A 14,477-nucleotide genomic window follows, 5' to 3' on the forward strand; every position below is an offset into this window, starting at 1 on the left:
GCAGCTAGTGTCAGTTAGTCCATCAGAAATCAGGGGAAACGCTTCACAAATCCATAGTCTAATCAATGAAGTGAACAGTACTTCAAAAAAACTGCAAAGTGATTATACACAATCGGCCAGCTATTGGACCGGTACGGCTTCTAAAGCATTTCAAAGTGAATACAACGAGCTGGATAGCGAAATGAAGACCCTGCTTACAATGCTGGATAGGCTCGAAAGTGGGGTCCAAAGAGTGGCTTCAGAAGTGATCCGTGCTGAACAGGAAAGAGAAGAAAAGCGAAGACTAGCAGAGAAAGCGGCGCAAGAGGCACTGAAACAAAAGCAATTAGAAAAGCAAAAGCAAAGCCAGAAGTAATGACAGGGGTGTTGAGATAGAAATGCTTTGAAAGGAGGTGAATAATGTGGCGGGAAACAATCTTACATTTAATCCGGATCAGGCACTAGGTGTAGCTAAGTCTATTAAAACCAAAGCAAACAATGCAGATACTCTTATCAAACAATTGCAATCTGAAATTCATGCTGTTAGCGGTTGGTGGCAAGGAGAATCACAAACTGCTTTTATACAACAATTCGATGGACTTATGCCTAGTTTTAAGGAAATGGTTCTCTGTGTAGAGAACATCAGTAAGAACCTAACGCAAATTGCTAACATCAAGCAAGAAGCCGAGCAAGAAATGGCAAGTAAACTGCGTGGAAAATAATGCTGGCATACATAACAAGGCAGATTTTGAGCTATCTGCCTTGTTAGTATGATTTTAAGTAAGTATGAAGTGAATTTATTTGGGGGGATCTGTAAGTGAAGCTGACCGAACAACAATACATAACACTGGCATCAGTTGTAGAAGCAGCAGACGGTCTCGAACTGACGGATAGTCTGGCTTTTGCTGGTGCAGCAGCCTATGCCTATAGAGATGAGCATGATGATAGATTAATTATCTTTACATATAAAGGAAAAGATTGGCTTGCGGATCTGCAGTCTCTGTTAAGCGGTCAGAGCAGCATGCCGGAGGAAGCATCAAGATTTTTATTAAAAAACAAAGGGGAGAAGGATTGCCAGGTTACTGGTTATTCCATGGGCGGTGCCTTAGCTCTTTATGCAGCAGCGGTTAATGAGGGGATTGGTGGTGTGGTATTCGACGCACCAGGTATAGCAAACATTCTGACTGCGGAGCAAAGGGGAAAGCTTCAGGTTAAAAATATTGTGGCTTATAACAGTCTTGTATCCGCGTTAGGCAAACACAACGAAGAGATTGTATTTGCTAAATCGGGTATAGAAGAAACGGAATTTCTAATTCCTGATTCGCTTTGGCAGCGCTATACCTTTGACTCTGAGGGGAGCGTGATTATAGGTGAAAAAGGGAATGCCTATGCTTTGCTATCCAAGATTAATATCCTAACGGAAGAGCATACGCCTGTTTTTGATGCTGTTATGAGTGGATTTGGGGATACCGTCGGACTAACAGAATCTGCATCGGATCATTTGGGTTACGTGATATTTACCTTAATAGATCAGTTGGATGTAGGAAAAGTGCGAGGTGCACTGATTGAAATTGCCCACAAATATGAACGAATGTTGGATGCGAAGTTCAGCGAGTGGAGAACCGAAATGAATAATATTCCGGAATCCTTCTTATTCGATGACATCCGTGCGAAATTTGAACAACTATCTGAAGCATCCATGCTAGAGGCAGCGGGAATAGCAGAAGAGCTTAATGAAATCACGCAAGCTGTCTTATCCATCCTGCTGATTTGCAGTCCGGTAGGGGATAAGCTGATGGACCATGTAGAGGAATGGTTGAATAAACTGACAAATGCCCTCATGGAACGTATGGAGAAACTAACGAACCAAATGACATTACATCTCGATAAGGTGGTTGAAACAACCATGAATCAAATGCTCAAATTTCCAGAATTGAAGCTGGATTTTGAGTTCTGATTACTAACTGGAATCGCCATCAAAAAGGAGTGAAGCCAGCATGAAAAAGATTTATACAAGGAAGGTGTTGACTCTGATGTTGATATTATCAATGTTCAGCTTTATGGGATGTGGCTCTAGAGAGGAGAAAAGTGAAAAGAAAATTTTGAGCTCCTTGCAGGAAAAGTATGGCGAGGAATTCATCCTTGATGGCATAGGCGGCGGTTGGGGAACGATGAACAACAATACATTGAAGGCGACTGTGCATCCTAAGAAGGATGACACGATTAATGTACGGGTGGAAATCACGAAGGATTTGGAAAAGGTGTATGACAACTATTTAAACCAGGTGGTAGCAAAAAAAGACGAACCAATGATTCAAGCAATCGCTGCTAGCATTTGGCCTGACAGTAAAATTATCGTTGCCAACGAAACGGGGTTGGTTTACCCCAAGCATAACGATACAAAGATTTCCTACGAGCAATTTCTGAAGTTATATCCAACGAATACGCTGGTGATTTCAGTCTATTTAAATAGTGATAACTATGTTGATGGTAATGGAGATATGGACCAAGAGGCAGAAATGAGAAAATATATGGATTTTGCAAAAATACTAGCAGAAAATAAATATGTGAGTAGTCTGATAGGGATAGGATACCTCACTCCAGAGGCCTATGGTCGATTAGAAGAGGTCAAAAAGGCAGAGGAAAGTGTTGACATATATTTTAGTGACGAAACCCAAAAAACAGGAATTATTAATATAGTTACAATGGCTGGATTCAAATTAGGAGTTGATGGAAAGATTGTAGAATCTCAAGACAAGATTAGAGAATTCTTTGATATATGGAAAGAGGACAGAATAAAAAGAATGGAACAAAGAGGGGGATTGTAATGGACGATACGCTTACAGAGGTAGAGTTAAAGCAGATCTCACAACTTGTTTATTTAGATATACTCAACATTAAGGATTTGGAAAAAACATATGCATTATATAAAAAAATCACTCTCGGCGAAGTTCTCAACTTCTACGCTTCTCCCGCAGGTCAGCAACAATTAAAAGAACGCTTTCCTGACGATCTTAACGGAGTCAAAGAATACAAGCAGTGGAATGATCTCATAGAGCAGATGAATATATCTGATTATCAGAATTGGGAAATCTCCAATATCGTCTCTCATAATAAAAAAGAGGAATCAGGTTTTGTTGCATTTACAGTAGATACCAAGAACGGGGCAAAGGTAGCGGCGTTCCGGGGTAGTGAACCAATGGATAACCCGCTTTACCATAATGACTGGAAAAACAACGGAACAACTGCATATGCCCTTGAATCTTTACAACAGGCGGAAGCTAAAGAATATATGGATAATTTCAAAATAGATGCGGGTTATGAATTGTTTCTGACTGGGCACTCGCTAGGAGGTAATCTAGCCCTATATTCCTCTTTTATATTACCTGAGAATTTACGGAATCAACTAACTTCCGCATCAACGTTTAATGCACCGGGATTTAATGGAATCTTGCTTGATAAACACAGGGCCACTATAGATGAATTGAATGAGAATGACAAAATTAAAGAGTTCAGAAATAAAAATGACATCGTTCCGGCCTTATTTCAAAATCCATCAGCAGGTATTTACATTGATACTGAATCTGAAAGGAATACCGTGCTGCCACATCATTCCTTATTCTCACTGAAGATCGACGGGAACAATGAGTCTTTTCAACGTTCAGAGTCACAGACTCGGGCTTTGGTTCCTAACCTTGTGCATAATATTACAGTTGGTTTAGAAATTGTGCCGGGGCCACTAAAGGAAGCATTGGTTGAAGGGATTTTTAAAGTATTGGATGGGGAAGTAGATCTGCGACCATTAGCGTTTGCGGGAATAGCCGTAGTTGGGCTTTTAATGGTGACTGTTGGGCCCGTTGCAGTTGTTACTGCGGCGATTACTGCAGCGTTAGCTGCGCTCGTTGTCACTATAAAAGCTCTGGTTGCGCTTTATGTGATTGGTTTTGTAATTGACAGTGTGATTCCCTGGATTGAGCAAAAGGTGGAGGATATCAAGGAGAGAGTGGTCTCCTTTTATAATCAAAGTGTTGAATTTGTAACGAATATGGTGACAGAAGCTGTCCGAGTGACTAATTTGATCGGTGATAAAATTGAGGAGTTTTCACAAAAGGTAAAGCACGCAGTCTCTGATTTTATGACGAAATTAAAAGAGGGCTTTAATCGTTTTGTAGAGAATGCCATTCAGTATATTGAAGCTCAGAAGGAATATTGGATTAGTGTAAAAGACAAAGCAATGAAGAAAATGGGGGATATATTCCAAAGTGTAAAATCTAAAATTAAGAAAACTAAGGAAGAATTTATCGCTGGCGTACGCACGATTAAAGATTCAGCGATCAGCAAAGTCAAATCGACCGTAACGAAAACCATAACGAAGATTGCAGTTGCATCTGCTAGTGTCATTCAAGGAGCCAAGATTTTGGCGAATATGGATAAACTGGAGAGTCTGCAGAAAAGTCTGGTGCGTAAGGAAGAGAGCATTGCTGAAGCCGTCGAGAGGATATTATCTATAGCTTCTGGAGTCAGTTCTAACGTGGGCAGGACTTACAGTGAATCTTATGTTCAAGCTCAATTAAGAGAAGTTCAACGTTTAAGCAATGAAGTCCGGACACAGAAAAATCGTGTAACAACAGCGATTAACGGAAAAACTGCAGGTTTAAGATACACAGTTACAAAATATCGAGAGATTGAATCCAAAATTGTTGCAGCTGCCCGTGCAAGTACTACCACAATACATCTTAACTAATTATATCAGGAAATAGAAAGATAAATTGAGAGGAGTAATTATATGAAAAAATTAATCAGTTCTCTACTTTTATTACTAATGGTATCCCTGATGACTTCTGCATTTTCAGGTTTTGCAGCAAGTCTTCCATTGAGGGTAGTAGTAAATGGAGAAAAAGTTATTTTTCCAGACGCCCAGCCTTTTATCGATGCGCAGCAAAGAGTACAGCTACCCGTGCGTTTTATAAGTGAAGCGCTTGGAGCTAAGGTGTTATGGGACAGTAAGGCCAAAAAGGCAACAATCTCGCTTGAAGGCAAAACAATGGGTGTCTATATCGGGAAAAAGAGTTATGAGCTCAATGGAAAAACAAAACAAATGGACACGGCAGCATTGTTCAAACAGTCAAGAACCTTTGTCCCACTTCGATTTGTATATGAAGGACTCGGTGTAAACGTGAAATGGGATGATGCTGTGAAGACGGTCTACATCACTACTCCTTCAGGTGAAATAGCTACCTCTGATAAGCCTGCTACGGGAGAATCAACGAATGGAGCGAAGACGGTAACGATTCATGGGTTTGAAATCCCGTATACTCAATTGGGGGCCAATCTAGAGTCGACTTATATTACCGATTCACAGCTGACAGTATACAACAATGATGATCGGAAAGCAGGTCAGTATCTTTTTCAAATCACAATTACATTTACTAATATAGGCTCTGACCCTGCACTGGAAGCGAAGGAAGCGGAGAATATTCTTAGACAAAACATTGAGGGCGATGTCGTAGATTCGATTATGAAGTATGTTAGAACAAAAACAAAAAGAATGGATGAGCTAGATTATAAAGTCTTCCAAAGCAAAGATTATAAAATTGATGTAGACTCTCCTGGTATGGGGGATATAGGAATCGCAGTATGGCCGAAGTAGGAGAGGTGAAGGTATGAAAAAATCGATATGGCTTAGTATAGTGACAATATTCTTATTCCAATCTATAGCTTCTTCAGTTTTCTCTGAAGAGTCAGTGAATGATACATCTAACAATCTTCCAAAAACAGCGACAGATGTTATCGAGAAGATCAATAAAGATATGGCGGAGCTCTATAAAAAATCTAATTATTACACAATGGAGACTAATAAAGGAAAGTTAAGAGAGGATTTGTTGCAAAACCAGATAAAATCTAACAATAGTAATTTTGAGATTGTTTATGGTGGAAATCATGAATGGCTGGAGCATAGCAATATGTTTGCTTTTTCCGGGTATTCGATTGATGGGGACTCGGTCTCAACTGAGGGAGCTCCATGGTATGCTGGATGGAGCGGGATTCAAATTCAGAATTTTAATATGATTAAGGAACCTTGGAAGGACTCTGGCGTAAAATCAAGCTACAAAATTAGAAAAAATGATTTTGATGCATTTGTAGGTCGGGATATTGAGTATCTAGCAAATTCCGGCGGGACTTTTGAGCAGGCGATTGTTACTGGATTAAACTTGAGCTATGCCGGAAAGAAATATGAACGGTTCATCTATAACAATCAAGACAAGGAGTATAAAGACAGGGTTGTATACACTCAGAATACTACACCGTCTAAGGGAGGGCGATGGATAGATTATGTCCACGTCCTGCAACCGCCTACCTATCTGTCTTGGGGATCAGGCAGGATTTACATCCAAGGTTCCAACGGAAATATTACTTACTTAGGCATTCCTATCGCACCGTTTATTTTGCAGGTAAATGATTTATCCCCTCATTTCGAAACTTTGCCAACCGGCGCGGTAGCTGGACAAGAGGTAACCGTTGGAATCAGACTCAGATCCAGCTTCGCCACGCAGAAAACAACAGATTACGCTTGGAAGATCACGAGTAACGGAAAGGAAATCCCTGTAAGATACCATGGTCATGCGTCAACGTTAGCAGGTGAAATTATGCTTGCGGCTAATACGGCTGACAATATTCTTTTCGCGACATTTACAATGCCTGATGAGGACGTATACATCCAGTTTAATCTGAACAGGCTGAAGTCACCTAATGAAGTCTTTTACGGAAATAATGAGATTTACGGATGGATAAAGAAGGTCAACTCGATGCCAACAACTAAAGGCTCTTTTGATCTGGATTATAATGTGTTATCGAAAAAAGTGAAATTCGGGTTAGCCGATGGTGCTGCTATAAAGGCTGTTCTACAACCGCAATATTCTGATTTTACTTGGAGTGGGAATGCTACAGGCGCTTTGGAAGTAATCAATAATTCGGATACTATCTATCGTTATTTCCGTGTGGAGAATAATCCGCTGGTTAACGATGCCGCCAGTACTATAGTTAGGCAACCTGACATCATAGCTAGTCTGCAGCGTCCTGATTTTGGTGATGATCCTGTTAACGGTAAGTGGTACATTAATCCGGCTCCGTATACACCTAATCAAAAGTCAGGTAATATCAGTTTCCAGGGTACTGTGAGCAGAAATTTCACTCGTAATTATCAGGTGTGCAGCACAACTAAGAACGGGCAAGGTAAAGATGTTGAATCTTGTCAAACGTATACGGAGAGCGGCAGCACTTCAGCTCCGTTTACACCAGGTGAGGATGTCAAAACCATTCGGACCTATATTTATAACGGGGCCAAACAAATAGCACCTAAGCTGTACAAGAATTCAATAGACAAGAATAAAGCGGATTCTTTGATTCGAAAGCTCCTCTGGACAAGCGAGCCTTACAATTATAATGTAATCCGCTGGATGGCTCATGAAGATGAGAATAAGAACTTACAGGATTGGACGAAAGTAAAGGGGCAATTCGAACGAATCTTCACACAACAGGCAAGCGGAGACATCGGTTGGAAGGTAGAGAATAGCATGGCTCAAGCTTATAAGAAAGCCAGAGCTACCGCTAAAAAAATGCTTAACGACAAATCTAATTATGATACCGCCGTGTTTGCGACGGATAAGCAACTTCAAGGGTATGATTATCCGATTAAATCCGGATATTATTTTAATCCTGTTGGAACGTATACCTTTACACTGGAGACAGTTACGTTTAAAGATACGGATAAAGACACGAAGGACCATAAGGATCTTGTTGAGGAGCTTACGAATTCTTTCCGATATGAAACTGATCTTATGTATATCAATAATGATAAAGTTGCGGTCAATCTGCGGAATGAACCACTGAGCAAAAACGGGAATAACTTTGCAAGAAAGCCAGCAGCTTTATCCGTAGAGGATAACACCGGAGTGAATGATGCGAAATTGTTGACGGTGGAGAACAGCTTTACTAAAGATGTGGAAGAGATCCCATATTCACAAGAAAGAGAAAGTGATAATGGCACCCATGAATTCTGGAAGAATATATTAGAGGGTTACTCACAGTCTAGTACACTGGGAAGCTTCGACAATTTCAAATACCGTGAATATGTGGGCTTGAATCAGAATATGTACAAGATCACGGAAAAGTCTACGGTGACGATTACGATTAATAAGGACCATATTCCTGTCTATACTACAGCTGAAATGCCAGATGGGAAGTACTATGTTAAGGCTTGGTTGGCAGATGTGGAGCTCTCCAAGAGTACCAACGCATACAAATCACTGGGCAAGCTTGTCGGCATTAAGCCGCTGGATCAAATTGAGGTTACGGTAAAAGGCTCTATGTTTGATGACTTAAATAATTAAACAACAATAGTCTCCCTTCATGCAAAATAGCATGAAGGGAGTTTTATTATTGTGATAGCGCTTCATCCAACGTATAATAAGGGCTGTTGATTGTTTTATTTTATATTGTTTTTTATTTTCACACTGGATGGCGGATTATTGCTTATTGGAGAAGGGAGATAGTTGCTATGAAGTTATTGGGAGCGATTGAAGCAGGCGGAACGAAGTTTGTATGCGGGATTGGTTATGAGGACGGTACCATTCTGGACCGAGTTAGCTTTCCGACAACAACACCGGAAGAAACGATGGGACTCGTAATCGACTATTTTAATGGGAAGAATGTAGAAGCTTTTGGTATTGGATCGTTTGGACCGATTGATCCCGTGCTGGACAGCCCTACTTATGGTTACATAACAACGACACCAAAACCTCACTGGGGACAATATAATCTGGTAGGCACAATGGCTGAGCAATTTAACGTGCCGATCGGTTTTGATACGGATGTGAATGGTGCAGCGCTTGCGGAAAGTAAATGGGGAGCGGCTAAAGGTCTGGACAGCTGCCTTTATATTACGGTTGGGACAGGTATTGGAGCGGGAGCAGTTGTTGGAGGTCAGATGGTGCATGGATTGTCTCATCCTGAGATGGGACATATTCTAGTTCGCAGACATCCAGAGGACACGTTTGAGGGCTACTGCCCTTATCATGGCGATTGCCTTGAAGGGTTAGCCGCAGGTCCGGGGATTGGCAAACGCTGGGGACAACCAGCAGGCGAGCTACCTGTTGACCATCCAGCTTGGGATATGGAAGCTCATTATCTTGCACATGCACTTATGAATTACGTGCTGATTCTGTCTCCCGAAAAAATCGTAATGGGCGGTGGGGTCATGAAGCAAAGCCACTTGTTCCCGCTAATCCGTACCAAGCTGCAGGAGCTGCTTAAAGGTTATGTTCAGCATCCAGCGCTCAATACCGATATTGATAATTACGTTGTGCCACCGCAGCTTGGAGATAATGCAGGACTTGCAGGTGCGATTGGACTGGCAACCTTAGCTTTGGCAAGAAACTAGTATAAAAAGATATTGACTGTTAGGAAATATATGGTATTGTAGGATCTAACAGTATAGCATTTAATGAGGGAGCACCTCTTTCACGTTTATCGTGAGAGTGGTGCTTTTTTGCGTTTTCCGAGTCTGACAGTGTGGGATTCACACCAGCGAAGAGTAGCTCAGACCCGGTAGGTATAGTGCTTGCTGAAGACTAGAAAGGCAGGGATGAATATGCAAATTGTATTTATGAATCGCTTATCCAGAATATCTGGGGTGGATCAAGAGGTGTTCGCTCAGCTATGGATTGGAGAGGAAGAAGGAGTGTGGAGCCTGGGCTGGCGTGATTTTTCAGACGGTGAGGAGACGCAGGAGCATTTGTGGTATGCGGGTGGTTCTTGGAATGAAATGCTCTGTGTTTACAGGCATGAGCTGGCGGTGAAGATGGGGGATGGCTATCGGCCGTTGATTGATGGCGTATTTCATGAAGAAGACGGCCTTACTGGGCGCAATCAGGAGCAGCTAAGGCTGCAATATTACAGTGAATATAATGGGAACGAAGCTATTTATGAGGAGTTATGTGCTTGGCGCCGCAGCCGAGCTTCTAGTGAACGGAAAGCCCCTTACATTCTTGCCAGCAATCGTTTGTTACGTTTGATAAGCACTTTCTTGCCGCATACACCAGAGGAGCTGCTGCAGATCCCTGGTGTAGGGGAAGGAAAGGTAGCCCAATATGGCACGGATTGGTTGGCTATAACCTCTACGGCTGCAAGGGAGCATTCCTTTCCTTTGAATTGGGTTCACCAAGAAATTGAGGAGGACTCTTTTGTATCCTGGCTCTATAAACAGAAAGAGGTCAAATATAAGAAACAGCTAGAAAGACTGCGATTACGGCGAATTCTGCTGCAAGGGATCGAGAATGGGTTAGGGTTAGAACAGCTTAAGGTGAACAGTGGAGTGAACCGTCGCGAACTGATTGAAGCGGTAGAGGAGCTGGAAAGAGAAGGTTATTGCGTGGAGAAACTGATCGAGGTAGAACTGAAAAATATGCCGCAGAATGAACAGGAAGCGATATGGAATGCCTATGTAGAGGCAGGAGATCTTTTTCTAAAGCCAGTGCTGCATAAGGTGTATGGGGAGGATTTTTCAGCAGCAGAAGGGCTGGATAGCTATTATGAACGTCTGCGGCTGATCCGCATTCGTTTCCGGCGGGAGCAAGCTCCTAAAGTGGGCGTGGCGACCAGTTTCTAGTAGCTTTTCCTCATATCAAAAAGACGAAGGCTTCCTTACACCATAGGGTTAAAGGGCCTTCGTCTTGCCTATTCGTCCGTTTATTTTCATAGCCATTCTTTCTTGCGGAATACATACAGCATCCCACAGCCTAACGTCAACATTAGACCTATAACGGCAAAATAGCCGTATTTCGTATGCAACTCAGGCATATGATCAAAGTTCATCCCATAGATTCCGGTAATTACGGTCAAAGGCATGAATATCGTTGTAATCGCGGTAAATACTCTCATAATTTCATTGGCGCGGTTGGCGATACTGGATTGGTAGGCCTCACGTAAGTTGCCCATGAGATCGCGGTACGTCTCAAAGGTTTCGGATATTTTAACTGCATTTTCATAAATGTCGCTAAAATACTTCTGCAGCTGATCATCAATCAGACGGAGGTCTTTTTTGTTCAGGGTATTGATAACCTCTTTCTGTGGTCCCAGCATCTTCTTTAACCATAAGATCTCACTTCGCAGACCGATAATCTCACTCAGATGAGATTTCTTGGTATGCATTAGGATATCCTCTTCAAGCTTCTCAATCCGGGCTTCAATTCGGTCACCTACGGAGAAATAATTATCTACGACAAGGTCGATAAGCAGGTAAAGGAATTGGTCTGGTTCGCTAACCTCTTGCTCCCATAACATGGGCTTCAGGATGCGCAGCTCGTGGATCTTTTGTTTCGTTACAGTAATAATATAATGTCTGCCCAAGAATATATTGAGTGCCCGCAGGAAAATTTCCTCATCATCAAAGCGGATGCTGTTTACAACAATAAAGTAATGACTTTCGTATATTTCGATCTTTGGACGTTGATCCTCTTCACTAAGGCAATCCTCAACAGCGAGATCATGCAGGTTGAACAGGGGCTGAAGCAGCTCCAAATCCTCCACATCTGCATCAATCCAATAGAACCCTTCTGTTGGGGGTGTCAATGTTTCATCAATTTCATCAATAGGTGTAAAAACCCCTGCATTCACCAGCCGGATTTTCATCTGATTCCACTCCTTCTATCCCCGGGTCTTCACCAGGGACTGCTAATTAAGCACAGAGAAAAAAATCAGCTTGGCCGGCGTTACAATCAATACAAGAGGCCGAATGACGATTCGAGGGCATGAAGAAGAACTGCTCCCGCCGCCGGCAAGCTGATGATTATCCTGTGTGGTTGCTCATTTTGTACACTTAATTGCGAGCTCGGGTCGCCTTCCATTCTTCTTCTCACCTCTTCTTTTCGTTCAGGTATGAAATACTTGTCTAGTATAACAACGGAGTATGCCTCTTTCAAGCAAATTTATTGTTACTTTAAGGCTACTTCAGCATTGTATGGACTTGACGAAAAGGAGGTTCATGATTTAAAGTAAATTTTAAAGAAATTTAATTGAATACAGCTAAATCTTATCAAGAGCAGGTGGAGGGACTAGCCCTATGAAACCCGGCAACCGGCGTGTGAACGCACGGTGCTAATTCTTGCGGAACTTTGCTGACGACTAAACCCCGTCCAAAAGTTTCTGGCAGATGAGAGAGGCGCATATGACTGTAGATATGACCTTTCTCGTTTTCCGAGAAAGGTCTTTTTATTGTTCAGAAAGCCGCGATGTGACAACATAACCTAAATACAGTTAAGGAGTGGAAAGACAATGCCAATTAAAATTCCCGACAGTTTACCAGCAAAAGAAGTACTATCCGGAGAAAATATTTTTGTGATGGATGATAGTTTGGCTTTCCATCAGGATATCCGTCCACTAAGGATTGCTATTCTGAATCTCATGCCGACTAAAGAAACGACGGAGACTCAATTGCTGCGTTTAATAGGAAATTCACCGCTGCAAGTTGATGTTACCTTGCTGCATCCACGCTCACATACTTCTAAGAATACTTCTGCTGAGCATTTGAGAAGCTTTTACAAAACTTTTGACGAGATCAGCCACCGCCGTTTGGATGGCCTTATTGTTACAGGAGCACCCGTAGAGCAAATGGAGTTTGAGGAAGTATCCTATTGGGAAGAGCTAAAAGAGATTTTTGAATGGAGCAAGGATAATGTGACCTCGACCATGCATATCTGTTGGGCGGCACAGGCAGGGTTGTATCATCATTTTGGTGTTCGTAAAGTGGCATTGCCTGAAAAATGTTTTGGTGTATTCTCCCATACGATTAATCAAAATAACATTAAATTGCTGCGCGGTTTTGACGAGGTATTCCATGTACCGCATTCCCGTCATACCGATGTCTCCCGCGAAGATATTGAGAGCAATCCAGATCTGCAGATTCTGGCAGAATCCGAAGAAGCTGGTATGTATCTAGTAGCTACGACCGACGGCAAACAAATATTTGTGACCGGACATTCCGAGTACGATCCTCTATCCCTGAAATGGGAATATGATCGTGATTTGGAGAGGGGCATGGAGATGGCCTTGCCGAAACACTATTTCCCTAAAGATGATCCAGAACGGACACCTCCTGCAGTGTGGCGTGCACATGCCAACTTATTATTCTCTAATTGGCTCAATTACTATGTATATCAAGAGACACCTTACGATATCGACCCGATTGTTTATTAAGATCAGCGCTACATTATAATTTAGGAGGCATTTATCATGGACGACAAACTTAGGATTGAAAGCAGACTGGCACAAATAGGTTCACAAGAAGATCCGGCTACCGGAGCCATTAATTTTCCTATCTATAATGCTACGGCATTCCGTCACCCGAAGCTTGGGCAGAGCACAGGTTTCGATTATAGCCGTACCAAAAGTCCGACCCGTTCCGTACTGGAGAATGCGGCTGCGGAATTGGAGTCTGGTGATGCAGGTTTTGCCTGTAGCTCTGGGATGGCGGCTATTCAAACCATATTTACCCTGTTTGGGCAAGGCGATCACTTGATCGTTTCGCTGGATCTTTACGGCGGGACCTATCGTTTGTTGGAACGAATTATGTCCAAGTTTGGAATCACTGCTTCCTATGTAGATACGAATGATTTGGATGCGCTTGAGGCTTCCCGTCTTCCAAATACAAAGGCGATATTTATTGAAACGCCAACGAATCCTTTGATGATGGTTACGGATATTGCAGCCGTTGCTACTTGGGCTCGTCATCATGGGCTGCTCACAATTGTAGACAATACACTGCTGACTCCATTTTTCCAGCGTCCTCTGGAATTAGGTGCGGATATTGTAGTCCATAGTGCTACCAAATATTTGGGCGGACACAATGATATACTTGCTGGTCTTATTGTATCTAAAGGGGCTGAATTATCCGCTGAAATAGCGATTCTACATAACTCTATTGGCGCTGTGCTTGGGCCAACAGACAGTTATCAGCTGATGAGAGGCATGAAGACACTGGCTCTGCGTATGGAACGGCACGAGAGTAATGCACTAGCAATTGCCCGCTATCTACAAGAGCACCCGGCGATTGCGGAAGTGTTCCATCCAGGCCTGCCGGATCATCCGGGATATGAAATTCAGAATCGCCAGTCCTCGGGCAATACCGGAATTTTTTCTTTCAAATTAAAAGATGCCAGATACGTAGAACCTCTGCTTCGTCATATCCGGCTTATAGCCTTCGCTGAGAGCCTCGGCGGGGTTGAATCGTTAATGACCTATCCTGCAGTACAGACGCATGCGGACATTCCTGTGGAAATTCGGAATGCGGTGGGTGTAGATGATCGGTTGCTGCGCTTCTCGGTGGGCATTGAACATGCGGAGGATCTAATTGCTGATCTGGGTCATGCTTTGGAGGCTGCGCGGGCGGAAATCGAAACGAAGTAAAAGTAACGGCAACCCAGATCGGCACCGAATTGCTGGGA

The 14,477-nt window shown here is 42.6% G+C and carries 12 protein-coding genes and 1 riboswitch; of the genes, 11 read left to right on the top strand and 1 reads right to left on the bottom strand.

Annotated elements, in window-relative coordinates; all coding sequences use genetic code 11:
• Positions 1 to 7: 7 nt before the first annotated feature.
• From NSQ66_RS08370 to NSQ66_RS08410, 9 genes are all read left to right on the top strand, one after another.
• Entirely contained in the window at positions 8 to 355 is a 348-nt protein-coding gene (locus NSQ66_RS08370; RefSeq protein ID WP_162164277.1) for a WXG100 family type VII secretion target, read from the top strand.
• A gap of 46 nt (positions 356 to 401) precedes the next feature.
• Entirely contained in the window at positions 402 to 701 is a 300-nt protein-coding gene (locus NSQ66_RS08375) for a WXG100 family type VII secretion target (protein WP_038569544.1), read from the top strand.
• A 95-nt stretch (positions 702 to 796) separates the two neighbouring features.
• Positions 797 to 1,936, top strand: a complete 1,140-nt coding sequence (locus NSQ66_RS08380; protein WP_038569545.1) for an Mbeg1-like protein — start codon at positions 797 to 799, stop codon at positions 1,934 to 1,936.
• Between the two features lie 40 nt (positions 1,937 to 1,976).
• Positions 1,977 to 2,807 (top strand): hypothetical protein, encoded by an 831-nt coding sequence (locus NSQ66_RS08385; protein ID WP_038569547.1) that lies wholly within the window; start codon positions 1,977 to 1,979, stop codon positions 2,805 to 2,807.
• Positions 2,807 to 4,723 (top strand): Mbeg1-like protein, encoded by a 1,917-nt coding sequence (locus NSQ66_RS08390; protein ID WP_038569548.1) that lies wholly within the window; start codon positions 2,807 to 2,809, stop codon positions 4,721 to 4,723. The genes NSQ66_RS08385 and NSQ66_RS08390 overlap by 1 nt, the downstream gene beginning before the upstream one ends.
• Positions 4,724 to 4,765: 42 nt before the next feature.
• Entirely contained in the window at positions 4,766 to 5,629 is an 864-nt protein-coding gene (locus NSQ66_RS08395) for a copper amine oxidase N-terminal domain-containing protein (protein ID WP_076101575.1), read from the top strand.
• Positions 5,630 to 5,642: 13 nt separating this feature from the next.
• The gene (locus tag NSQ66_RS08400) at positions 5,643 to 8,369 is read left to right on the top strand and encodes a hypothetical protein (protein WP_076141380.1); all 2,727 of its coding nucleotides are present in this window, start codon (positions 5,643 to 5,645) and stop codon (positions 8,367 to 8,369) included.
• Positions 8,370 to 8,536: 167 nt separating this feature from the next.
• Entirely contained in the window at positions 8,537 to 9,418 is an 882-nt protein-coding gene (locus tag NSQ66_RS08405) for an ROK family protein (RefSeq protein ID WP_051491338.1), read from the top strand.
• A gap of 210 nt (positions 9,419 to 9,628) precedes the next feature.
• Entirely contained in the window at positions 9,629 to 10,645 is a 1,017-nt protein-coding gene (locus NSQ66_RS08410; protein WP_036684572.1) for an HRDC domain-containing protein, read from the top strand.
• Between the two features lie 86 nt (positions 10,646 to 10,731).
• Here NSQ66_RS08410 and corA read toward each other — a convergent pair whose 3' ends face one another.
• Positions 10,732 to 11,667: a magnesium/cobalt transporter CorA gene (gene corA / locus NSQ66_RS08415; protein WP_038569550.1), complete on the bottom strand. Its 936-nt coding sequence runs from the start codon at positions 11,665 to 11,667 to the stop codon at positions 10,732 to 10,734.
• 397 nt (positions 11,668 to 12,064) lie between these two features.
• A riboswitch (SAM riboswitch) is annotated at positions 12,065 to 12,194 on the top strand.
• Between the two features lie 115 nt (positions 12,195 to 12,309).
• Between corA and metA the strand changes: the two genes are divergently transcribed.
• Together metA and NSQ66_RS08425 are read left to right on the top strand one after the other, a co-directional pair.
• On the top strand, positions 12,310 to 13,230 hold the full coding sequence (gene metA / locus NSQ66_RS08420; protein ID WP_076141381.1) for a homoserine O-succinyltransferase: 921 nt from the start codon (positions 12,310 to 12,312) through the stop codon (positions 13,228 to 13,230).
• A gap of 36 nt (positions 13,231 to 13,266) precedes the next feature.
• Positions 13,267 to 14,439 carry a PLP-dependent transferase gene (locus tag NSQ66_RS08425; protein ID WP_076141382.1) on the top strand — a complete coding sequence of 391 codons (1,173 nt, stop codon included), beginning with the start codon at positions 13,267 to 13,269 and terminating at the stop codon, positions 14,437 to 14,439.
• Positions 14,440 to 14,477: the final 38 nt, after the last annotated feature.

Source organism: Paenibacillus sp. FSL H3-0329 (assembly GCF_037963285.1).
Lineage (GTDB): Bacteria > Bacillota > Bacilli > Paenibacillales > Paenibacillaceae > Paenibacillus_AQ > Paenibacillus_AQ odorifer.

What these genes read in the sequence shown, in the direction of transcription:
- NSQ66_RS08385 (WP_038569547.1), top strand. Translation starts at nt 1,977, where the DNA reads ATGAAAAAGATTTATACAAGGAAGGTGTTGACTCTGATGTTGATATTA.
- NSQ66_RS08390 (WP_038569548.1), top strand. Translation starts at nt 2,807, where the DNA reads ATGGACGATACGCTTACAGAGGTAGAGTTAAAGCAGATCTCACAACTT.
- NSQ66_RS08395 (WP_076101575.1), top strand. Translation starts at nt 4,766, where the DNA reads ATGAAAAAATTAATCAGTTCTCTACTTTTATTACTAATGGTATCCCTG.
- NSQ66_RS08400 (WP_076141380.1), top strand. Translation starts at nt 5,643, where the DNA reads ATGAAAAAATCGATATGGCTTAGTATAGTGACAATATTCTTATTCCAA.
- NSQ66_RS08405 (WP_051491338.1), top strand. Translation starts at nt 8,537, where the DNA reads ATGAAGTTATTGGGAGCGATTGAAGCAGGCGGAACGAAGTTTGTATGC.
- NSQ66_RS08410 (WP_036684572.1), top strand. Translation starts at nt 9,629, where the DNA reads ATGCAAATTGTATTTATGAATCGCTTATCCAGAATATCTGGGGTGGAT.
- corA (WP_038569550.1), bottom strand. Translation starts at nt 11,667, where the DNA reads ATGAAAATCCGGCTGGTGAATGCAGGGGTTTTTACACCTATTGATGAA.
- metA (WP_076141381.1), top strand. Translation starts at nt 12,310, where the DNA reads ATGCCAATTAAAATTCCCGACAGTTTACCAGCAAAAGAAGTACTATCC.
- NSQ66_RS08425 (WP_076141382.1), top strand. Translation starts at nt 13,267, where the DNA reads ATGGACGACAAACTTAGGATTGAAAGCAGACTGGCACAAATAGGTTCA.